Origin of the sequence: Alteromonas sp. McT4-15 (assembly GCF_020515205.1) — a bacterium.
GTDB lineage: Bacteria > Pseudomonadota > Gammaproteobacteria > Enterobacterales > Alteromonadaceae > Alteromonas.
The window spans coordinates 13,612-34,646 of sequence record NZ_JAJALG010000040.1 but is presented as its reverse complement, the minus strand read 5'-3'; the positions used below and the strand labels follow the sequence as shown (position 1 = coordinate 34,646).

Below are 21,035 nucleotides of genomic sequence, written 5' to 3'. Positions count from 1 at the left end.
CATAAAAAAATCCGATATCAGTTACCTGATACCGGATTTTGAAGCCTTGAAAAGATCGGTCAACCGATCATTAAATTCTTAACTGATCGGCATTAGCCCTGAGCTCGCTTTTTAGTTCTATATTGCTACTAGAAAATACTCAAATTAGTATTCCCACCAGCACTCTTGCCACCACTCTAAAAATTCTTCGAAGTCGATAAAGCCATCATCATTGCTGTCGATGAGCTTAAAGCCTTCTTGTACGTGGCTCGCTTTTGTCTTTGGTGAGATCACCGTAAGAAGTTCGATGAATTCAGGCAAATCGATTTGACCATTTCCATCGCGGTCAAAAAAGCTGAAGTCTTTCCTAATTTCTTCAATTTTAGATTCTGAAAGTTGAGTGCTCACTCGCGTTCCTTATTTCAACTGCAATAAACACGAGTGTAACGCCCTTCTAACTTACTGTCTATGCCTGATTTTCTTTTGCTTTTAGTGCACGTAAACGCTGAGCTTGCGCTTTCTCTTGACGTTTTTGTTCCATGGTTAAACGCGCTTCAGTACCCACGTGTTCTTGCTTACGTGCCTTAGCAAGTTGTACCTGCTTTTCACGCTCACGGAAACGCTCAAGTTGTTCGTCTGTATGAGTGCCATAACAGTGTGGGCAGCTTACGCCAGCTTCATACTTATCGCTTTCTTTGTCTTCTTCAGTAATGGGCAGACGGCAAGCATAGCACTGCTCATAGTGGCTTTTTTCTAAGTCGTGATTAACCGCAACGCGATTATCAAAAACAAAGCAGTCGCCTTCCCACATAGATTCTTCTTTTGGCACGTCTTCAAGATACTGAAGAATTCCACCTTCAAGGTGATAAACCTCTTCAAACCCCTGCTCTTTTAGATAGGCAGTAGATTTTTCACAGCGAATACCGCCTGTACAGAACATGGCAACTTTCTTATTTTTCGCTGGGTCTAGTTCTTTTGACACGTACTCAGGGAACTCTCTAAATGTTTCCGTTTTCGGGTCAATGGCGTTTTTGAATGTACCAATTTCAATTTCATAACCGTTACGTGTATCAATAACGGTAACGTCTGGATCGCTGATAAGCGCATTCCAATCTTTTGGCTTCACGTAGGTACCCACCGTTTTGCGCGGGTCGATACCTTCAACACCCATGGTTACGATTTCTTTTTTCAGTTTTACCTTAGTACGATAAAACGGCTGTTCATCGTGAAGTGATTCTTTAAAAGAAATAGGATTAATTCGAGTATCATTGTTTAAATACGCAAGTAGCGCATCAATACCTTCACGCGTGCCAGATACCGTGCCATTGATACCTTCATGAGCAAGTAACAACGTACCTTTAATACCGTTACTTTCCATCGCTTCTAGAAGCGGCTGACGCATTTCTTTGAAATTTTCAAGTGCAACGAATTTATACATCGCACATACAATATATTTTGACATGTTTTTAAACCTTTGCTGATTGGAGCGTAAGACCAGTGCAAAAATGCGGCGCGCAATATAGCAGATTAACAGTTACAAATCTACGTCAGTGCTGGTTTATGCCTTTTTGCAATTAGCATCAGTCAAAGTAATGATGGGTAGATGATATTTTATGCAACAACTTATGCAACAACAGATTCATCCCAGCGGCGGGACGTTAAGTTGTCATTAAACGCATGACTTTGTTCGACAACATCAAACAGCATCGTGTTATCTTCATCTATTGTACTAGAGTACGCTTTAGCTACTCGCTTTTGAGTACCATAGCTGCAGTTATCTATTACATCATCTGGTAGTCGCAATTTATTGTTGGTTTGCGCAAGTGGTTGAGGGTTCATAATGTGAAACAACCTTGCGGTTGCAATGTCTGTTTTCATTAATTCCGACAAAACAGACATGTTTTTCCAATCACTTGGCGTTGCCTCAAGTTTAACTTTTGGGTAGTGATTTAGGGCATCAAGCGTTGAATCGATACTACCGCGTTTATTGTCGTTAAGTGTATCGGCACTATTGATGTGAATGGGTTCTGCCAATGCGTGTTGTTGCATGGCTAAATAAAGTGAAAATAGAGCGCCTTGAGAAGTCGCCTTAGACAGAATACCGCTAGACTCCCAAAATAGACTTGGGTCTATTGATGGTGTGTTATTTGTCTTTAACTCTTCTGCTGACATTATATCTGGCGTTTATCACGTACAAATTTATACTTAGGTTGTCGGCAAGATAATGTTTTTCTTGAGCTTATTATTGCTCTCTATCGCGTAATAGATAATCATACTGCTATGAGCGATACCCATTCATGGATTGGAAATGCAATTTAGTAACAAACAAGTTTTGATTGTTGAAGATCAACGCCCATTCCTGCTGTTGTTGAAAGGGCTCATGCATTCTATGGGTGTATCCGATGTCGTTACAAAATCGTCTGCAGAACAAGCCGTTTCCCTATGTAAGAAGCATAAATTCGACATCATAGTTTGTGATCTTCACCTTGGTGCCGACAACAAGAATGGCTACGAACTTATAGAAGAACTTCGCACAAGACGACTGATTAACCCAACGTCCGTTTTTGTACTGATTAGTGCAGATAGCGCAAGACCTGTGGTTTTAGGTTCAATTGACAGACGCCCCGATGACTTTTTGATTAAACCTTTTTCTCAGGTTCAACTTAAGTCTCGCATCATAAGAGCCTGGCAAAAGCGTCAGTTTCTTAAAGAGGCTTATCGCCTAATAGAACAACAAGAATATAATGCAGCAATAGACCATATTGAAGAACTGCTAGCCTCTCCATCGCATTACAAAGGTCATTGTGAACAACTGCTTATCGAACTTTATTGGCAAATAAACGAACCATCTAAAGCGCTTGATGTGTTACAAGACTATATAAATGGAAAACCCGTTCTGTGGGCTCAGGTAGCACTAGGTAAAACGTATCTACAACTTGAGCAAAACGAGAAAGCTATTTCCATAGCAAAACGCATTATAAAGAAGAACCGCTTTAATGCAGATGCCCACGATATCATCGCTCAGGCAAATCAAGCGCTAAAGCAAGGCGAAGCTGCCATAGAAGCGATCAAAGAAGCCATAAAGTTATCGCCTTTCTCGCTTACGCGCCACTTTCAAGCCTGCAATATTGCGCGGGCCAATCAAGATTTGGTATTAGCAGCAAGTTCAAGCCAAGCGATTTGGGATTTATCAAAGCGCACAGTGTATCAAAATAGCCTTCATTGGTGCGGTATTATCCGCGCAATGCTAGATGTTGCAGAATTTTCCGACGATAAGAAACAGCGAAATAAGTACCAACAAGAAGCACTTCTCACTCTACAACGCGGTAAATTTGATGAACATTTACAACGTATAGACAGGGAATTCGATGTTGAGATATTCGGAAAAATTGTAAATGCAAGAGTCAGTGCAATTGATGGAAAACTCATTGATGCCAAACGACATTTATCAGATTCTCAAATAGCTCTTGAAAATAAATACCCTGAACTACCGACTGCGTTTATTCCAGATAGCATTAATGTAATGTACAAACTTGGCGAATATGATGACGCACTTGAACTGTCTAAGATGTTAGAAGGTAGACAAGACAAGCTAGATGCCAATAGTAGCTCTATGCTTAGCGAGCAAGAAAAGAAAGCGCAACAAAACCTCGCTAATTATCAACAGTTCAATAGAGAAGGTATTCAGCATTATCAGAAACAAGATTATGAAAGAGCCAAAGCATCGTTTGCTCTAGCCCAAGGCTATGCCCCTGTTAATACTGGCGTATCGCTAAACCTGCTGCAATGCTTACTGCAAATCGCCAAAACGCAAGACAAAGTCGAAATGAAAATCATCAACGAATGTAAACGCCTTTTTAAGCTGATTGATGATATGAATTTGAAGCCTCCCTACCAAGAAAAATACATTAATCTAAGAGAAGAGTTGTCTAAATATATTGGGTTTTAAGCGGTAATTGTTTTTTTTCAACTGTGATTTTTATTTGCTGGTTAAATTACTATTTTTAAATGTTCTTCAATCGCTGTATGTCCTTTTGAGGAGGTAAGCCAAATAGCCTGCTGTACTCACGACTGAATTGTGTAGAACTTTCATAGCCTACAGCAGAACTAGCTTGTGTTGCATCAAGCCCATTCATAAGCATCTGATCCCTCGCTTCTTGAAGACGAAGAGTTTTCTGATACTGCAATGGACTGGTTCCAGTTAGAGCCTTAAAATGTTGCCTGAATGCCGATGCACTCATGTGTGCTTTTTCAGCCAACTCATTCATGCCGATGCCCTGAGCAAAGTTCTGTTTTAACCACGTTACAGCTTTCAAAACATTCCCATTTGGTGAGCCTAGCGCCGCCAAATGGCGAAGATGCATACCATGAGGACTATCCAGTAGGCGCAGCACAATCTCTTTTTGAATGAGCGGCAATATGCCTGCTTTTATTGTTGATTGTTTCTCAAGAGTCAGCATTCGCTTCAATGCATCTAAAAGACCTTCATCGACGTCATATGATGTCAGTGCTTTAAATCGTATATCTTTAGGTGGTTTTGATAGTTTTAACTCCGCGCAAGTTTGCATAATAAGTGAGTAATCCATTTTCAATATCAATGCTATAAAAGGCGAGTGTCGAGAGGCGCTAGAAACATGTGAGACAACTGGAAGATCAAAAGTAGTCAACATTGCCTGCCCCGCTGTGCAGTGGGTAACTACATTATCTTGCAGAATTTCTTTGCCGCCTTGCAGTACAACTGCCAGGCTAAGTGTATAGATACAATGTAAGGGTTCCGTTGGGGCATTGCGTACATGTACGGTAAGACCTTGTATGCCCGATTCAAAGTCCCCTTCTTTTCTGGTGAACGATTCTAACAGTTGAAAAAGCTCATTGCTTGTAACCGATTTCTGCTCAGGATTCATTGAATTCTCTCTGATATTTTTGAACATACTAATACGCATTTCCTTTAAGGAAAACTAATCACTGTTCATCATACTTCTCTGCTTATAAGAGGCAACGAGTGCCTCCTATAAGCTAAAGATTAACCTAAGGTACGGGTGAAGAAAGGTGCTAGTACACTGATAGCACTCTCTATTTCTTCTTGACTATCGTACAAGTCCATGTGGTTTGCACCATCAACGATGTGCATTGTTTTGTCTGTTGATGCCGCACGCTCCATTAGGTCGTCACTCATCCATTTACTACCTGCATCAGAGCCAACAACGGTTAATAACGGCTGAGTAAGAAATGCTTCAGCTTTAAAGAAAGCATCGTAACTGATAAGTTGCGTTAAACTTCGGGCTGTACCGTAACCAGGCGCAGTGCAATAGGCCGCTCGGTCGGTGTGGTAATACTCCCAAGCCTGACGGAGCTCCTCGTTTGGCGCATCTTCCTCATTCAGCGGAGCCATTGGCATGGTGGCGGTATCATTACCACTTGCGTCTGACGTTCTTGAGTCAGAACCCGCCTGTAAATATGGCAATGCATCACTGTCTTTTACGTTGTTGTCCCAACCGTTTCTGAACATTTGGCCAATATTTACCATGCTAACTGTGCCGATGGCTTTTATACGCCTATCATTGATTGCTGCATTAGCGGTATAGCCCGCACCAGCACAAATGCCCATAGCGCCAATTCGGTTGTTATCCACATAAGGTAATGTCGTTAAATAATCAATCGCTGCACTCACGTCTTCGGTACGTACATGAGGGTTTTCTAGTTGACGCGGTATGCCTCCACTCTCACCTTGGTAAGAGGCATCATATGCAATTGCGATAAAGCCATTTTCAGCTATTTTTTCTGCATAAGTACCCGCAGTTTGCTCTTTTACACCACCACCTGGGTGTGAAACAACAACTGCTGGATAAGCCTGAGACTCATCAAAGTCTTTCGGAAAAAAGACCAGTCCAGACATCGTTATATCAAGACCATTTGTATTCGGGAAGTTGACTTTTTTCATGTTAAACGCTCCTTAACTAAAAACACCTGTTGATGCTGAACCGACTTATTGTTCCATCAGCATTTGCTACAGGATTAAGTTTAGTAAGTGAGCGATAAGAATGTTTGCCTAAAACAACGAACTGATTGCCTGAAATGTGATTTCGACGTTGTACCTTAAACCTTAACTTTTATGAAAGAGTACATAGAATTGACTAAACGAACAGTACAATCAGTACAAGCTTCTTGCCTATTCCACACTTTTAGTGTGTGTGAGTTCAAGGTACGGCTATAGGCAATATTCCTTACATTAAGGCCAGTTCATAACTAAAGGGTCTGAAAAATCTAGCTAATAAAGTTTACTCGAATTAATTCAACCCCACTACACTACCGCTGAAACTTATTCACGGTATCGATTAATTCGTCTAGTTCCTCAACTAGCTTTTCTTTTTGTTTCGCATTTAACGTCGTAAAGAGTTCAGCCATCATTGTTGCCGTTAGCTTAGTATTATGCGCGCTAGCTTGTTTAAACGCGTCACTGCGATACTGCTCTGGATTTTGCATGAGGGCTGTTAAATCATTTGCAAAGTTAGTATTTGTGCTTCTGGTTACAAAAATACGCCTTGCTGCATTTTGAATGTCTCTTTGGTATTTCAGCCACTCTTCTGAAGTTGAAACAAACTGCTGCGCATAACTGGCTATTATCTGTTTTTGGGGTTGTGATAGCCCGCCAATTCGCTCTTCTACGCTTTCTTCCATGCGCTCTATGCGTGACTCAAGGCGCTTGGCAGCACTCTCCTCTAACTTCTCTTTACGCTCTTTTTCTTCTTCTTTGTTATCTTTTTCAAGTGCCGCAAACAACTGTACGACTTGATCATCACTTAACTCTTTTGCAAGTATTGCAAGTTGAGGACTAATTTCATCTCTCACTCTCTCCCAGTGAGCCTTAGCCATATCAAAGTTCGCGTAGATTGTGTCGTAATCCATCTCATTGTTAATCACTTGCGATTTAACTTGCTGTAGATGCGCTTTGTAGCGAGTTAACTCTGATTGCTTATGCCAACTAAGCCACTTCTGTAAATAGCTATCAAATTGCTCTTCTTGCTTATTATTCAGTTCAATATAGTCATCAAGATACCAGTACACCCACCAATCTAAATTATCATAGGCAAACTTTGAGCTACATGCAGACAATAGTGATACAAAAACAACGACAACAAACAAACGCATAACGCTTTTCCTTAAACGGTTGGTTATCCAACTGTGATGTGGGTCAACATTTAACCCCCTGTAATGAGTTAGCATGTAGACAACAAAATTTCCAAAAGTGCCAAAATAGTTTTATTTAGTAACACTTTACCTTAGTAGTGGCATGATCTACTTTACTACTACGTACTAACTTTAGATTACGAGCTACTTACGTCTTTTTAGAAGGATTTATTTGTGTCAAAACGTGTCGCGATACTCACTTCAGGTGGTGATGCACCCGGTATGAATGCTTGCTTGCGTGCTGCAATTATTAAGTGTAAATGTGAAGGTTACGAACTACTTGGATACAAACACGGCTACAATGGGTTACTTGAGCAAGAGTTTATCTCGCTTAGCTTTGACACAACCCACAACCTTATTCAACAAGGTGGCACCATTTTACACAGCGCTCGCTGTAAATCATTCAAGACTGACGCTGGTGCAAAGCAAGCTGCGAACAATCTAAGGAAGGCAAAAATAGACACCCTTGTTGTAATAGGTGGCGATGGTTCGTTTAAAGGCGCGGCGCACCTCAGCCAGTTTTGGGACGGACAAATTATTGGGATCCCAGGCACAATTGACAATGATATAGCAGGTACAGACGCCACTATTGGCTATTACACCGCTATCGATACCGCAATGAGTTCTATCGATAAAGTACGCGATACCGCAGATGCATTCGAACGGATATTTTTAGTGGAAGTTATGGGGCGACATGCGGGCTTTTTAGCGTTAAATGCAGCGATAGCCTCGGCTGCTGACTATGTCATTGTGCCAGAGTTTTTTAAAACCACAGATGATGAGCTTAATAAAATAGTAAAACAGATTAAAGCACGCCGCGAACAACAAGGCGCCTTAAGTTTTATTATTGTGGTTGCCGAAAACGTTTGGCCTGAAGGGCTTTTGGGGCTAAGCAATGCGCTTCACAATAAAGGAATTGATGATGTTAGGCCAGTGACCTTGGGGCACGTACAGCGCGGCGGCTCACCCGTTAGCCAAGATAGACTGCTAGCTACTACCCTCGGTGAGTTTGCTATTAGTTTAGTGGGAACTAATCACACCAACATTATGGTAGGGGAAGTTAACCAACGACCTGTCATTGTGCCATTAGAAGAAACATGGAAACACGCTAAGCCTTTAAACGACGCTCAAATTTGTGCAATGAAGTCATTAATGAACGAACGATATTAATCGAACATTTAATCGCAAGCACTCGTTAAGCGTTTAGCTGCCCGCTAGTGCTTGCGATTGACGACTATTACAACTTCCCTATCGAGCGCTATTTAAGTCCAGAAAGGCCATAGTAATTAAGGAGCTGCCTTAGCTCGATATCCTTTCCATCTAAGTGTTCTAATAGCAAAGCATGCTCAGCATATAGCGCGTCAATCTCTAATTGCAGTGCTCTATTGTCGTCCAATAACTGTCTACGTGCTTCTTGAGTTGTGGCATCAGACACAATAGCCGCTTCATTTTCTGCGATTTGTTGCTGTAATTCTTCTACTGTGTATTCGACATCATGTAGCGCTTGCTCTACAGCTTCTACTGCCAACTTCGCCGCGTAAATTTGCTCACCTTGACCAAAGGCAACAGCAAACGCTTCATAAGTGTCAGTTGCACAACCTTGGGGAAACTGACTACCATCGGCCGGCATACGCAGCGCCCTATCAGGTGTACAAAAGCTATCGGTCCCTCTGTTATGGCCCTGGCTATATTGGTTAAAATCAGGCGTTACACCATGTTTTGCACACGCCTTTCTGTGTTTTGAAAGATAATTTTCGGCGCGCCCTTTCGAGCCATCTTCAAAGCCTATTGAGTACCAGTCAGCCGTCATGCACTCGTCCTTATCAAGGGTAGCACACGACGATAACGCTAAAACGCCAAGCAATAAGCCCGATACCGCAGCCATATTTTTCATTAGCAATCTCCATTTATTATTATGTAGTCCATTACACTACTATTTTGAGTACAACGGCTTAGTCGTTTAAGTATAAAACAAAGAAATTTAGAGTACTATCAACCCATAAGACTTATTTTATGCCAAAAAAAAACGTACTTTTAAGAAGTACGCTTTTGATGTTTTCAGCTATAGATAACCGCTACATTTTCATTGCAGCTTTTACTTTATCTCTATGACTACGGCTAACTTTAAGCTCAGTATCGTTTTGTAATATAAGGTGATACTCACCGCTAATATGACTCACTAATTTCTTCACGAAGCGTATATTGGCAATGGCCGAGCGATGCACGCGCACAAAAAACTGCGGATTGAGCTCTTGTTCCAGCTCTTTCATTGTTTTGCGCATAATATGCATGCCATCAAGCGCATGAACACACATATAGTCACCTGCGGCATCAATCCATTGTATATCTTGTACGTTTACCCGTGTTACCTCAGAGCCATCCTTAATGGCTAATACATCTGGATATGGGTTAGTTTCAACTGGCTCGCCATTAGCTAACTTCCGAAGAATTTCCTCACAGTCGTCACCGGTTAATTCAGCCACCAAGCTGACCAGTTTTTGCGACTGTTCATCTTGATGCTGAGTAGAGAAATATTCACGTACTTTATCCAGTGCTGCGCCCAAACGCTCATCATCAGCGGGTTTTAGTAAGTAATCTAACGCATGTATATCAAATGCTTTAATTGCGTAGCTGTCATAAGCCGTGACAAAAACAATCATTGGAATAGGTTGTTTTAACTCACGTAACTTATGAATTACTTGGAATCCGTTGAGCCCAGGCATTTGAATATCCAAAAATACTAAGTCTGGCCTGTGTTGAGAAATACTGCTAACGGCTTCTAAACCATTTTGACATTCAGCAAGCACCTGTACATCGTCATGACGTTCCAATCTAGCGCGCAAACCTCTGCGTGCTAAAGGTTCATCATCCACTACAATGGTTTTTATTACTCGCTTTGTCATATTATACGTCCTTTACTTCGTATGGTATGCGTATTCTTACACGTACACCAGACGGCTGATTGTGTTCAATTGAAAATGCGAAATTACGGTGATACAACGACTGCAGGCGCTCTCTGATGTTGGCAAGACCCACACCATTTTCACGGCTAAGCTGTCCATCTTTAATATCGGCGCCTGGACCGTTGTCAGCAACATCCATTAGTAAGTCATTGCCGAAGGTACGCGCAGTAATCGAAATACGGCCGCCGTTCTCCATTTTTGAAATCGCGTGTTTTATCGCGTTCTCAATAATGGGTTGCAGTATCATGCTAGGAACTAATGCACCGTCACACTGCTCATCTATATCCCAGACCACTTCCAAACGATCGTCAAAGCGCACTTTCTCAATTTCTAAGTATAGTCTAAGCGCTTTAATTTCTTGACCCAATGGCACGCGTTTTATAGGGTCATTATCCAATGAATAACGCAAGAAGTCGCTTAAACGGGAAACCATCGCTTCGGCAGTATCATTTTCCTTAAGTAATACCAACGTAGATATCGCGTTGAGCGTATTGAACAGGAAGTGAGGATTCAGCTGATAACGAAGCATTTTAATATGCGCCTGATGTGCCATGGTGCTGGCTTTAAGCGCATTTTGCTTCTCTTTTTGAAGCATTTGGAAGTTCTTGATGCCAAAGTAAACACCACTCCAACACCCCACCATAATGAGTGAGTTGATAGTATTGGTAAAATACATGTACCACTCATCAGGGCGGTAGCCGTGTTTATAAATTTCCCAATAATTGATGTTCTTAACTACTGCCCAAAGTAAGGCAATTAAATAACATGAAATGATAACGATGATTATCATATTCAGTGGCGACTGCTTTCGCGCCCAGCGATAAACGTACCGCAACGGAATGGTTAGCAACCACCCTGCATATGCATTGAGTAATATGATAAAGACCCAAATAGGCCGAACGTCGTGAAGAAACGACCCGATATAATAAATGATCGCGAACCCTGCCCAGCCTGCACTGTGCAAAGTCCAAAACAAACGTTCATTACTTTCGATTACACGCTGAAAGCGACTCACAAAATTACCAATTTAGAAACTTATATGGATGATTATACGCAAGCAATGATATCGACATAGCGCCTTGGTCGTGCATGCTATGCGACTGGTCGCAGGTAAATGACAATATTTGTCATTTACCTGCGAGATATTACGAGGGCGTATTGACCTAGTAGCTAATATTTAGTCGCTTGAGCCAATGAACCCACCACCATGCAGGACCGACTAACAGAAACCGTAAATCCTCAAAAAATGACGGTTTTTTCCCTTCTATCTTATGACCGATGAATTGCAAAATCCACATTACAACAAACAAGGTTAAACAGAACTTCCACACTGAAATGTTTAGCCACACTAATAAGTTAACACCGCCAAAACAGGCAATAGTTAATAGGGTCATAGCAGCGCCAATAGGACCAGATAATGAGAAGTAATAATACAATACAGGTACTGCGAGAATGTGTGCCCATGTCACTGAAAACTGTGCAATAAAATCAGGTACCGGCACGCTCCACAAAAGTCCTAATGTAACGAAATAAATGCTTGGTACCGCGATAGCATGAATGAGTACATTTGTTTTATTTTGATGGCTTTCACCGTATTGCAGCAGTAGTCGTTCTATACTTCTCATAAATCACTCCCCATTTCTGTCTGTTTTTATTTTAAGTTACAGGGTGCTCGTGAATTAACACGAAACAAAAAAGCAAATTCATCTGTGCTTAGCTTATTAACGTATGCCGTGAAAGTAACGTGTTCACTAGTTTTTCGTCACAATCAAAAGCAAGACCGTAGTACACGATATCTTTCTCAAGCTTATGATTTTTTACCTTAGCTTGTAGCGACACTTCTTCTGAGTCTAGTGCATAGTTAAGAAAAACCTTTGACTCATCTATCATGATTTCCCAGTTTGGCTTTACCTGAAGTGCGACTTTACAACCTTTAGGTGATATATCGACTATTATGCCCGACACAGTTTCATCATCAGGGTAAACCTCTGACTTTAACGATACGGAAATACCCAACTGCACCCTTTTCGCTGAGCGAAGGCCAATGCTTTCAATACGGCGAGGAAACGTCGTCACCAGCAGACCAGACGGCTTAGACATCAGTTTTAGTACTTTTACGCGAAACGCGATCACCTGCCCGGTGTCACCTTCTAATATAGAGCGCACAACTACTTCATTACCAACAGTTAGCGCATCTCGAACAGTGATCCACTTCGCAGAATTAGGAATGTGAAACAACAAACATTCGTCCACTAGCATGCCAACGTACTCTGTTTTTACTCGTTTTGGTGCAGCTGGCATGGCTATCTGCAAGTCAACTACATCACCCGGGTCAAGGGTTTTAAGGGATGCTAGACCTTCAGAACTTATCAGTTTACTTTGCATCTGCTCAGGCATTTTATGACTATTTTTCTTACGTTTATACGATATAACACCAATGTAACCTGTTTTACGGTGAGTGACAAAATGTTCATAGACCTAGGTTGATGTGCATCATGGTTAATTGATTTAAGACCGCGCTAATACATTGTATAGTATGGGTATTCAGTATTATCCACACGTAAAGGTTGTTTTATGGCCTCTTCAACATTGCATTACGCCCTTTCGCTTTCAAATTGGCGTGCCAATGAGTTTTCTGTAACGTTATGCATTCCTGAGCATGACCACGAATTCATTACACTTTCCCTGCCTAGTTGGATACCAGGTAGTTATATGGTCCGTGATTTTGCAAAAAGCGTAGTAACAATTAATGCGACAAATGCAGAGACGGCTCTCACTATAGATAAACAGGATAAGCAGACATGGCGAGTCCACACGCAAGGTAAGCCTTGCCAAATTTCCTACGTGATTCACGCAAATGACTTATCTATTCGTTCTGCGTTTATTAATGATGAATACGCATTCATAAATGGCACTAGTGCCTTTTTAAGTGTTGATGAATTACCTAATGCTCCATGCACTTTAGAGGTAATCGTGCCCCAGTGCGATGATCACCTTGCAAACTGGAAAGCCTACACATCAATGCCGGTAAACGGTGCAACAAGCTCAGATGATGTCGCAACAACATGGTATTTTTGTGCTGAGAATTACTTAGAGTTTATAGACCATCCCATCTATATTGGCGAAGCAGACACCTATACCTTCACGGTTGACGGTGTGAACTTTACCTTATTGTTTTCTGGCCATAATAATATTGATTACGCGCGGATAGCTTGTGATCTCACGCCTATTTGTCGCCACCATCTTAATTTATTTGGTGAGCCACACCCCATAAAAGATTATTTGTTTATGACTTTGCTGGCAGATAATGGCTTTGGCGGACTTGAGCACAAATATTCTACAGCACTCCTTTATCCTCGTTTTGATTTACCTTTGATAGGCGAAAGTGAAACAAAAACGGATGGTTACATTACCTTTTTGAGCCTTTGCAGCCATGAATTTTTTCATACTTGGCATGTAAAGCGAATAAAACCAGAAGTCATGGTTACACCGGATTTATCGTGTGAAACCTATACTAATCAATTATGGATATACGAAGGTTTTACCAGCTTTTACGACGATGTAACGCTTGCACGAACTGGTGTGATCAGCGAACAAAAATACCTCGACATTGTGGCTCAAAATGTCAGTCGCTTATTACAAAACGAAGGTAGACATAAGCAAAGTGCTGCAGAAAGTAGCTTTGACGCATGGACCAAGTTTTATAAACAAGATGCCAGTGCACCCAACAATATTGTAAGTTACTACACAAAAGGTGGCATTATCGCCCTTGGTTTAGACTTACTCCTTCGAAGTGAAAGTAACGGCGCATATAACATCGACAGCCTGATGAAACTGCTGTGGGAACACTACGGAAAAGGTGAAATTGGTACACCTGACGATGTAATACAAAAACTGTGTAAAACACATTTTGGTATAGATGTAAGTCACTATTTAGACGCGGTTGTTTACGGTACACAAGATGTGGCCTTACATGAAATTGTCACTCGAATGGGCGTGGAATATAAAACGCGAGCGCGGGTTTCTGGTGATGATAAAGGTGGATTAGCAACACAAAAACCAATTCACCATCAATTAGGTGCCACACTAAAAGCTGAACAACTTGGTTTATCGGTAATGCAAGTCTTCGAAGGCCTAGCCGCACAGCAGGCCGGTATCTTGGTAAATGATATTATCATTGCGGTTAACCAACATGTGGTAAACGCACAGAAGTTACAGAGAATTCTCGATACCACTAAAGATGATTGCGTGAATGTGACTGTAATACGCGACGGTAGATTATTAACACTAGACTTGCCAATTATACCTGCGCGTCAAGAAATGGCATATTTTGAAATTGTCGATAGTGAAAAGTTGGCACACTGGCTAGCTGTTAACAAGTTATCATCTGGCTTTTGAAAAGGTATAAAAAAAGGGGCGTACATTTAGCCCCTTTCTTTTACGTTTTTCGCGATTTATTACGTAATTTTGCCAATTAGTGAAACGCCTTCTAGAACACAGCGCCCCGTGTTGTGCTAGTTATCAGACGATTCTGGCGAACCTGTAACAACAGTTTGAGGGTCTAAGCGCACTTTGCCTAAGTTAATACGCCAATCTAAGTGCGGCCCAGTTGAACGGCCAGTTGAACCAATGGTTCCAATTTGTTCGCCCTGTTTAACCTTATCACCAACGCTTACGGTGATAGTGTCAAGATGAAGAAAGGTAGAAAACACCGTCATCCCATGATCTAAAATTAAGGTATTACCAGAGTAATAAAGATCATCAGCTAACGTCACAATACCATCAACGGGTGCATATACCGGTGTGCCGGTAGGCCCCGCAATATCAACGCCATAATGCGGCCATTTAGGAACGCCATTTAGTATTCGTTGACTGCCATAAACACCAGAGATAGGACCCGTTGCAGGCCATTCAAAACGCGTAAACAATGCATCAATGTCAGTATTAGAACTGCGGGCGTTAGCGACATTAATGTTGTCACGTTTAATGCGAGCGGTGACCTCAGCGGGCGGTGTCACCATTTTTTGTTCAAGACCATCAATACGTTGAATATTATATTCACGCTTTTGTAGTGTAAGTGTTCGTGTTACTGCCTCGCCAGTGGGTAATTCAACGCGTAATTGCTGCGACAAGGGGGCTTCACGCTTAAAGCCAATAGCAAACTTTCCAGCGCGGTTAGTTTCCACCTTTGCATCATTTAGAAATACCGTGGCACCAACGGGAACCTGGCCGCGTACAAGTGCTCCCTGTGTTAGTTTACCATTGAGTACCAGTACGTCTTCTTCAGAACTTTCTGTAGAGTCACTGGCAAATGCTGCTGGTATACCTACTGTAATTGCTGCAAAAGAACCTAAACCTAATGTGATTACCGCTGCACTTAACACATTTACAAGATTACGCTTAGCCAAGTTCAACATTATTTTGTCCTTACACTATCCGTTGCTACCGTTTAGCCTTTAACTGTCGCGCCTTTTCCTACACCTTCATAAGCGATAACTTGGCAGATACCATCAGGTGTGCGCTTTTTTTGCTCTTGCAACAGGTACTGAGCAAGACATTCTACCGTTGAATCAGTGTCAATCACTTCACAATCAGCTTTTGGCATAAGTAACTCAAAATAGCCTTGTGACGACTCATAGGCAAAGCAATAATAATCAGAAGGCGATGCAACTGTCCCTTGAAGCTGGCGCTTTTGATAGTCAATTTCATCTTCGCGCGTAGCTATGTAGATATCTTCCCACCGCTTTGCCCAGTATGCTTGGCTTTCCATGCACGGCTTACCATCGATAATAATATCAATTTTAGAACGGTGGCCGTGTGCGATGCGCTGGCAATTACCATCGTGCTTTTTAAGCCCGTGGGTATAATGGTAGAACGGCGTATTAATGACTTCCGCACGCAAATTCAACGTAATGTTGTCTACGTTTTCAGGTAAGTGTGTGGCAAGTACTTCTTTTAGATACACGCCAACCGATTCCATGTCTATGACATCGCTATACACAAAAGCGTACGCCTCAGCCGGACAATGCAGCATAATGCTGCGCGCGTCTTCACAAGTAAATCTAACTTCAACTTGCTCGCTTACGTCATCGTGAATGACTTCTGCTCCACTGTATTCAGCAGGTACGAGAAGTTTGTGATCAACATATTCGTCTATTAACCGCTTTAGGTTTTTTTTGACGTGACCAAAGTCCTGAACCATGCTCTCTTCGTTGAGCTCACCGTCCAACACCACATCGACAATCCAGCTTTCACCTACCATGCCGCGCTTGGGGCACAGATAAGAGAAATCCATTACTGTCAGATCATTAACAAATAATTGCATAACACCCTTGGAACGAGTTTATATTCTGTTACTAGTATACTTTTTTTATTCACTGCGCGCAGTGATTAGTCCATAGAAGATTGACGATTCAACTGATCTTTTAAATTTGGCGGAATACCACGTATGGTTAAGGTATCCGTTGACGGATCGTAAAATACGCGTTCACCCATCAATTTTCGTTCAAAACTAATTGAAACACCGCCACCTTGCCCAGTAAATTTAGCTAATTGCTTAAGGGCCGCTGGATCTGGTTGAATCTCTTTTTCAAGCGGTACCTCTAATGACTGCGTAAATGAAGAGAAGTTCGCGCTGGTATCTTCATTACTGGGTAAACGATTGGCTAATTCATCAACAGAGAGGCTCTCGCCAGCATCAATTTTTTCTTTGAAGTAGGTTTTTACTTCTTCGCGATGCTGATGTTGCTCTTGAGGATCTAATGACTCACTGGCTAAATAAGCGTCTACCGTTGAAATAAGCTGTTTATTTTGCTGCTTAACATCAACTAACTCTTCGCAGCCCACAAACTGCATAAAGAAATCAGACACTTTTCTACCCATACGCCCCTTTATAAAGCTGACGTAGCGCTGTTGTTCTGGTTGAATTTCCCACTGCGTTAAATCAAAGCGTACCGCCAATTGCATTTTCGCTAGGTCCAAGTGCTCTCTTGCAGACAAGTCTAATGAATTGGTCACCTCAACGTGAGAACGTGTGTTAAGCAGTGTAATCATCAGATATTGTGTGGCTAAGTACTCGTACTGACAGAAAATGAGAAAGCCGGTTTCGACTGTCCCTGTATCCGCCAACGTTTTTACAAGGCGCTTGGTTGCCTCGACTGAAAATCCATGAAAAGCGTCTTCGACATTATCGCCCGCCGCTTTGTGGATATCCATGTATTGCTTTAACGCAACAGCAAACTCAGATACATCCTGAGTGCTTTCTTGGGTCGTTTTTTCACCGTCGTCGTTTTCAACTTCGGTGGCACGCGTCACTTCAGTTATAAAATGACCTACCCCTTTACCTGGCTTTGTATTAAAGCTGTGATTAATTTGGTGAGCAAGAAGCTCAATTTCAGGCGTAACGGCCAAGCATTTTTCGCGAGGAATAGCCTCTATTTTCTCTTCTTTGTTAACGATTAAACGATGAACAACGAAGTGATGAATCAGTGCACTCATAGATTATCGGGTGTCCTGTTGCTTAAAAAGTGTCAGAAATATCCAAAGATTTGCGGGATTTTAGAATGAATGATTGTACTCACTCAAACAACGATTATAATCATTTTACGAGTAAAACCATTCTTTTTATCAAAGAAATCATAAAAAAGAGGCGTAGCAATGCCCCAAACCAGCCGTTACAGCAACGACGAATTCGAAGCGCTAATGAACAAAGTTATTTTAACACTTGAAGAAGGTGGTGCAAATCGCGACCTTTCACTTATGGTGTTAGGTAATGTCATTACCCATATATTGAATACGCAAGTAAGCCCAGAGAACCGCGAGGCAATGGCCACACAGTTTGCCGATGTTTTGAAAAAAAGCGTCAAGAGCAACTAGGGGTTTCGCATGATACTTGCCGAATCACCTCGTCGCCAGCGTGTGACCAAACTCGTCAATTGGGGCCATTGGTTTGCTTTAGCCAATATCATAATTGCCATTGTGATAGCGTCAATTTTCGTCTTCTCGTCGCCTATGCCTGGTACGGGTGTCGGCACCCTTTACCTTTTAGCTAACTGGTTCGGTCATATCGGCTTTATGACCTTCTTTGGCTTTGTTATTTTTATATTGCCTTTGTGCTATTTAGTCAGTAACCAAAGAGTCATAAAAGCAAGTGCCTCCATTATCGCTGCAGTAGGATTAGCATTGTTGGCGTTCGATGCCCTGTTGTTCAATCGCACAGGTTTTCACATCAGCTTTTATGCCGCTGACTTGCTTAAAAACCAAGCGCAATCCCAAATTGCAATGGAGAACTGGCAACAGTGGGCGTTTTTGTTCTTGCTATTCATAGTGTGGTTAGGTTTTCAGCTTGTGCTTGCCAATGCAATATGGAAGCGAGTAGAACGATTTTCACGCTATAAAATCGGCATACCGGTCACAACGTTCTTTGTAAGTTGTTTTGTAACCAGTCATGCTATTCATGTATGGGCAGATGCTAAGTTGTACCAGCCTATCATTAAACAAGACAACATGTTTCCATTGTCTTACCCTGCTACAGCAAAAACCACGATGTCTCGTTATGGGTTATTAGACTTAGCCGCCTACGAAGAGCGTAAGCAGCTTCAATTCAACCCAGACATTCACAGCATTACCTACCCTGCGGAACCTGTGTACTGTTCTATAGAAACCAGTAAGAATCTTACTGTGGTTGTGCAAACCGATAGTAGTCCATTACCCGAATTTGCAGATACGTCATTAAATGTTATTGGTGACTATTATTCAACGGCAAGTAGTATTGAGGGGCTGATTACGACCACGTTGTTCGGTGTACCTGAAATATACCAAGACGCGTTGTCTCAAAAACGCCCTGTTCTTTTAGCGTTGCCGCTTGGCTCAGGCATGCCTGTTTCTATTCACAGTGAAGTTGCATTGCCGCTTCCTCAACTGTCAGGCTATATACAACCGCTTACTAATAATCATCAGGGTTTACATATTGCATTTCTTAATGGCGATGACATCAATCGCTATGCGTCAGATGCACTATCTCGAGGGCACGACGTTATTGTAGCAACTGGGTTTTCAAGTGAATTTGGTAAAGGGCACCTTTTAAGTAATTTACCCTTAAAAGCGTCGCTTGCGAGCACTGAGGATTTAGCGCCAACAATTCTCAATGCCCTAGGTTGCTCAGCGCCATCAACGTATTATTCAACTGGCCAAAATTTACTGTCACCTTCTCGTTCATGGCTGGTTAGTACATCTGGTGAGCGTATTGTTGTGTTCCACGACAACAAGCGCACTGATGTATTAAGTAACGGTAGTTATGAGATAAGCGATATGAGAACTGGCAAGAGAAGTAATGACGCATTAAATGTAGATTTACTCTCTCAAGCTATAAAACACCTATCTCGCTTTTCAAAACAGAACTAAAAAAAAGGCGCCAACACCGGCGCCTTTTTTATTATCAATTTACGTTACGCGTAACGCGAGATGACTTTCACCTTCCTTCTTCTATATCACGTATTTCAGCAAGTGTAGCCACTTGATTTACACTATGCTTTTCATCAAGTTCTTTTAACATTTCTTGAGTAATCGAGCCATTAGTTAGGTAAAAGCTGCGGCGCACACCTGCTGCATCTGCCGCCACAATGTCGCGCCAACTATCACCAATCATTACGCTACGTGCCACGTCAATATTTAGCTCTTGCTGTGCCTTAATCAACATTCCTGGAGCTGGCTTTCTACAATCACACGGTCTGGCAAATTGAGCTACACTTCCCTGTTCGTGGTGTGGGCAATGATATACGCGCACTTGGTGTATACCATGTTCGTTAAAATCTTGCTGCACACGCTCCATAAGCAAACAGAAATCTGATTCAGTGTAATAGCCCCGCGCTATACCACTTTGATTAGTGACAATAACAGGGACAAACCCGCTGTCTTGGTAGCGACGGATTAATGTGAAAATGCCATCTATGTATTGAAAATCTGCATAGTGTCCTACATAGCCGTGATCGACATTAATTACACCGTCACGGTCTAAAAAAAGGGCTTTATTCATTCTGCTTTCTGCCACAGTTGAATATGAAAATCAGCAGTCACTACACTCAATAACTCTACAATCTCGTCAATCCGTCCCTGAGGTAATTTCCAATAGAAAGGGGTCATTTTGATTAGTGCTAGCGCGTGCGCTTTCGATGTAAGAGTGATAGGAAAAGTTAATCTCTCAGACAATACAGCGCGTAAGCCCTCCCTTTGCGTATCTTTTGATTCGTGCTTTTTTGGGTTATCGTAAATTTGTGACTTTATTTCATACAAATGATCAGCACTAGGGTCGACCGTAAGTAATAAACCATCAGATTTTAGTGCACGTACATATTCGCTGTTGCTTCCCGGAGCAAACACTTGGATCATGACATCTTGTGATGCATCCTCAAGCGGCAAATCAAAACTACTTGCTACAACAAATTGATGTGTCTTGAAGGCCTTTGAAGCTATCTCCACCGCAATTTTCGAAATATCACTACCCGCTCCACTACAGTTATAGCCTAACTGCTTTAGGCCGTTGACCACGGCATCAAGATAGCTTCCCTCGCCACATCCAGAATCGTAAACCGCAACAAGAGAAGCGGTATCATTTGAAGGTATTAGGTGCTGTGCTAGGCGTTGAACAAGCCTATCTTTAAGTGGTTTGTAGGCATTGAGTTCATGAAACTCACGGCGGGCTTTTACCATCGCTTTATCGTCACCAGGCACTTTCGACTTTTTGAACTGCACTGGTAGTAAGTTAACGTACCCGGATTTGGCCTTATCAAAACTGTGATTGTTTTCACATTTTATGGCCTTGCTATGCAAAGAGATAGCCGATTTACACAGTGGGCATAGCCACATAACAATGTCGTCTTTGGTTACCAAAATTTAAGTGTGAGTCTA

The 21,035-nt window shown here is 41.9% G+C and carries 21 protein-coding genes; 5 read left to right on the top strand and 16 right to left on the bottom strand.

What is annotated here, in order from left to right:
• Nucleotides 1-144: 144 nt before the first annotated feature.
• The 3 genes from LHL20_RS18560 to LHL20_RS18550 form a co-directional block, all read right to left on the bottom strand.
• Nucleotides 145-387, bottom strand: coding sequence for an EF-hand domain-containing protein (locus tag LHL20_RS18560; protein WP_159624429.1), 243 nt, complete (start codon nucleotides 385-387; stop codon nucleotides 145-147).
• A gap of 58 nt (nucleotides 388-445) precedes the next feature.
• Nucleotides 446-1,441, bottom strand: coding sequence for an oxygen-dependent tRNA uridine(34) hydroxylase TrhO (trhO, locus tag LHL20_RS18555; protein ID WP_226434348.1), 996 nt, complete (start codon nucleotides 1,439-1,441; stop codon nucleotides 446-448).
• 161 nt (nucleotides 1,442-1,602) lie between these two features.
• Nucleotides 1,603-2,151: a hypothetical protein gene (locus LHL20_RS18550; protein WP_226434347.1), complete on the bottom strand. Its 549-nt coding sequence runs from the start codon at nucleotides 2,149-2,151 to the stop codon at nucleotides 1,603-1,605.
• A 136-nt stretch (nucleotides 2,152-2,287) separates the two neighbouring features.
• Between LHL20_RS18550 and LHL20_RS18545 the strand changes: the two genes are divergently transcribed.
• The gene (locus LHL20_RS18545) at nucleotides 2,288-3,928 is read left to right on the top strand and encodes a tetratricopeptide repeat-containing response regulator (protein ID WP_226434346.1); all 1,641 of its coding nucleotides are present in this window, start codon (nucleotides 2,288-2,290) and stop codon (nucleotides 3,926-3,928) included.
• A gap of 55 nt (nucleotides 3,929-3,983) precedes the next feature.
• Here the strand turns inward: LHL20_RS18545 and LHL20_RS18540 are convergent, their stop codons facing one another.
• The 3 genes from LHL20_RS18540 to LHL20_RS18530 form a co-directional block, all read right to left on the bottom strand.
• Nucleotides 3,984-4,883, bottom strand: a complete 900-nt coding sequence (locus tag LHL20_RS18540; protein ID WP_226434345.1) for an AraC family transcriptional regulator — start codon at nucleotides 4,881-4,883, stop codon at nucleotides 3,984-3,986.
• Between the two features lie 119 nt (nucleotides 4,884-5,002).
• Complete coding sequence (locus LHL20_RS18535) at nucleotides 5,003-5,920, bottom strand: alpha/beta hydrolase (RefSeq protein ID WP_226434344.1); 918 nt, start codon at nucleotides 5,918-5,920, stop codon at nucleotides 5,003-5,005.
• Between the two features lie 365 nt (nucleotides 5,921-6,285).
• Nucleotides 6,286-7,128, bottom strand: coding sequence for a DUF6279 family lipoprotein (locus tag LHL20_RS18530; protein WP_226434343.1), 843 nt, complete (start codon nucleotides 7,126-7,128; stop codon nucleotides 6,286-6,288).
• A gap of 213 nt (nucleotides 7,129-7,341) precedes the next feature.
• Here LHL20_RS18530 and LHL20_RS18525 point away from each other — a divergent pair, with 213 nt between their 5' ends.
• Nucleotides 7,342-8,337 carry an ATP-dependent 6-phosphofructokinase gene (locus tag LHL20_RS18525; RefSeq protein WP_226434342.1) on the top strand — a complete coding sequence of 332 codons (996 nt, stop codon included), beginning with the start codon at nucleotides 7,342-7,344 and terminating at the stop codon, nucleotides 8,335-8,337.
• Nucleotides 8,338-8,425: 88 nt separating this feature from the next.
• Here the strand turns inward: LHL20_RS18525 and LHL20_RS18520 are convergent, their stop codons facing one another.
• From LHL20_RS18520 to LHL20_RS18500, 5 genes are all read right to left on the bottom strand, one after another.
• Entirely contained in the window at nucleotides 8,426-9,061 is a 636-nt protein-coding gene (locus LHL20_RS18520) for a DUF2799 domain-containing protein (RefSeq protein WP_226434341.1), read from the bottom strand.
• A 181-nt stretch (nucleotides 9,062-9,242) separates the two neighbouring features.
• The gene (locus LHL20_RS18515) at nucleotides 9,243-10,070 is read right to left on the bottom strand and encodes a LytR/AlgR family response regulator transcription factor (RefSeq protein WP_159624409.1); all 828 of its coding nucleotides are present in this window, start codon (nucleotides 10,068-10,070) and stop codon (nucleotides 9,243-9,245) included.
• Between the two features lies 1 nt (nucleotide 10,071).
• The gene (locus LHL20_RS18510; protein ID WP_159624407.1) at nucleotides 10,072-11,145 is read right to left on the bottom strand and encodes a sensor histidine kinase; all 1,074 of its coding nucleotides are present in this window, start codon (nucleotides 11,143-11,145) and stop codon (nucleotides 10,072-10,074) included.
• A gap of 148 nt (nucleotides 11,146-11,293) precedes the next feature.
• Entirely contained in the window at nucleotides 11,294-11,755 is a 462-nt protein-coding gene (locus tag LHL20_RS18505; RefSeq protein ID WP_159624405.1) for an Mpo1 family 2-hydroxy fatty acid dioxygenase, read from the bottom strand.
• 88 nt (nucleotides 11,756-11,843) lie between these two features.
• Nucleotides 11,844-12,527, bottom strand: a complete 684-nt coding sequence (locus tag LHL20_RS18500) for a PilZ domain-containing protein (protein ID WP_226434340.1) — start codon at nucleotides 12,525-12,527, stop codon at nucleotides 11,844-11,846.
• Nucleotides 12,528-12,704: 177 nt separating this feature from the next.
• Between LHL20_RS18500 and LHL20_RS18495 the strand changes: the two genes are divergently transcribed.
• Nucleotides 12,705-14,528, top strand: coding sequence for a M61 family metallopeptidase (locus tag LHL20_RS18495; RefSeq protein ID WP_226434339.1), 1,824 nt, complete (start codon nucleotides 12,705-12,707; stop codon nucleotides 14,526-14,528).
• 116 nt (nucleotides 14,529-14,644) lie between these two features.
• On the opposite strand, the gene LHL20_RS18490 is transcribed toward LHL20_RS18495, so the two are convergent.
• The 3 genes from LHL20_RS18490 to yejK form a co-directional block, all read right to left on the bottom strand.
• The gene (locus tag LHL20_RS18490; RefSeq protein ID WP_226434338.1) at nucleotides 14,645-15,547 is read right to left on the bottom strand and encodes a M23 family metallopeptidase; all 903 of its coding nucleotides are present in this window, start codon (nucleotides 15,545-15,547) and stop codon (nucleotides 14,645-14,647) included.
• Between the two features lie 32 nt (nucleotides 15,548-15,579).
• Nucleotides 15,580-16,455 carry a 6-carboxytetrahydropterin synthase gene (locus tag LHL20_RS18485; RefSeq protein WP_159624398.1) on the bottom strand — a complete coding sequence of 292 codons (876 nt, stop codon included), beginning with the start codon at nucleotides 16,453-16,455 and terminating at the stop codon, nucleotides 15,580-15,582.
• Nucleotides 16,456-16,520: 65 nt separating this feature from the next.
• Entirely contained in the window at nucleotides 16,521-17,627 is a 1,107-nt protein-coding gene (gene yejK / locus LHL20_RS18480; protein WP_226434337.1) for a nucleoid-associated protein YejK, read from the bottom strand.
• A 159-nt stretch (nucleotides 17,628-17,786) separates the two neighbouring features.
• Between yejK and LHL20_RS18475 the strand changes: the two genes are divergently transcribed.
• Nucleotides 17,787-18,005 carry a DUF1414 domain-containing protein gene (locus tag LHL20_RS18475; protein ID WP_202261501.1) on the top strand — a complete coding sequence of 73 codons (219 nt, stop codon included), beginning with the start codon at nucleotides 17,787-17,789 and terminating at the stop codon, nucleotides 18,003-18,005.
• A 9-nt stretch (nucleotides 18,006-18,014) separates the two neighbouring features.
• Nucleotides 18,015-19,532, top strand: a complete 1,518-nt coding sequence (locus LHL20_RS18470) for a DUF3413 domain-containing protein (protein ID WP_226434336.1) — start codon at nucleotides 18,015-18,017, stop codon at nucleotides 19,530-19,532.
• 67 nt (nucleotides 19,533-19,599) lie between these two features.
• Here LHL20_RS18470 and LHL20_RS18465 read toward each other — a convergent pair whose 3' ends face one another.
• Both LHL20_RS18465 and LHL20_RS18460 read right to left on the bottom strand, forming a co-directional pair.
• Complete coding sequence (locus tag LHL20_RS18465; RefSeq protein ID WP_226434335.1) at nucleotides 19,600-20,163, bottom strand: D-glycero-alpha-D-manno-heptose-1,7-bisphosphate 7-phosphatase; 564 nt, start codon at nucleotides 20,161-20,163, stop codon at nucleotides 19,600-19,602.
• A complete protein-coding gene (locus LHL20_RS18460; protein ID WP_413228908.1) occupies nucleotides 20,160-20,993 on the bottom strand; it encodes a putative RNA methyltransferase in 834 nt (277 codons plus the stop codon). Before LHL20_RS18460 ends, LHL20_RS18465 begins: the two co-directional genes overlap by 4 nt.
• Nucleotides 20,994-21,035 lie beyond the last annotated feature (42 nt).

Excerpts from the sequence above, each read along its gene's own strand:
- trhO (WP_226434348.1), bottom strand. The coding sequence starts at position 1,441 with ATGTCAAAATATATTGTATGTGCGATGTATAAATTCGTTGCACTTGAA.
- LHL20_RS18550 (WP_226434347.1), bottom strand. The coding sequence starts at position 2,151 with ATGTCAGCAGAAGAGTTAAAGACAAATAACACACCATCAATAGACCCA.
- LHL20_RS18545 (WP_226434346.1), top strand. The coding sequence starts at position 2,288 with ATGCAATTTAGTAACAAACAAGTTTTGATTGTTGAAGATCAACGCCCA.
- LHL20_RS18540 (WP_226434345.1), bottom strand. The coding sequence starts at position 4,883 with ATGAATCCTGAGCAGAAATCGGTTACAAGCAATGAGCTTTTTCAACTG.
- LHL20_RS18535 (WP_226434344.1), bottom strand. The coding sequence starts at position 5,920 with ATGAAAAAAGTCAACTTCCCGAATACAAATGGTCTTGATATAACGATG.
- LHL20_RS18530 (WP_226434343.1), bottom strand. The coding sequence starts at position 7,128 with ATGCGTTTGTTTGTTGTCGTTGTTTTTGTATCACTATTGTCTGCATGT.
- LHL20_RS18520 (WP_226434341.1), bottom strand. The coding sequence starts at position 9,061 with ATGAAAAATATGGCTGCGGTATCGGGCTTATTGCTTGGCGTTTTAGCG.
- LHL20_RS18515 (WP_159624409.1), bottom strand. The coding sequence starts at position 10,070 with ATGACAAAGCGAGTAATAAAAACCATTGTAGTGGATGATGAACCTTTA.
- LHL20_RS18505 (WP_159624405.1), bottom strand. The coding sequence starts at position 11,755 with ATGAGAAGTATAGAACGACTACTGCTGCAATACGGTGAAAGCCATCAA.
- LHL20_RS18500 (WP_226434340.1), bottom strand. The coding sequence starts at position 12,527 with ATGCCTGAGCAGATGCAAAGTAAACTGATAAGTTCTGAAGGTCTAGCA.
- LHL20_RS18495 (WP_226434339.1), top strand. The coding sequence starts at position 12,705 with ATGGCCTCTTCAACATTGCATTACGCCCTTTCGCTTTCAAATTGGCGT.
- LHL20_RS18490 (WP_226434338.1), bottom strand. The coding sequence starts at position 15,547 with ATGTTGAACTTGGCTAAGCGTAATCTTGTAAATGTGTTAAGTGCAGCG.
- LHL20_RS18485 (WP_159624398.1), bottom strand. The coding sequence starts at position 16,455 with ATGCAATTATTTGTTAATGATCTGACAGTAATGGATTTCTCTTATCTG.
- yejK (WP_226434337.1), bottom strand. The coding sequence starts at position 17,627 with ATGAGTGCACTGATTCATCACTTCGTTGTTCATCGTTTAATCGTTAAC.
- LHL20_RS18475 (WP_202261501.1), top strand. The coding sequence starts at position 17,787 with ATGCCCCAAACCAGCCGTTACAGCAACGACGAATTCGAAGCGCTAATG.
- LHL20_RS18470 (WP_226434336.1), top strand. The coding sequence starts at position 18,015 with ATGATACTTGCCGAATCACCTCGTCGCCAGCGTGTGACCAAACTCGTC.
- LHL20_RS18465 (WP_226434335.1), bottom strand. The coding sequence starts at position 20,163 with ATGAATAAAGCCCTTTTTTTAGACCGTGACGGTGTAATTAATGTCGAT.
- LHL20_RS18460 (WP_413228908.1), bottom strand. The coding sequence starts at position 20,993 with ATGTGGCTATGCCCACTGTGTAAATCGGCTATCTCTTTGCATAGCAAG.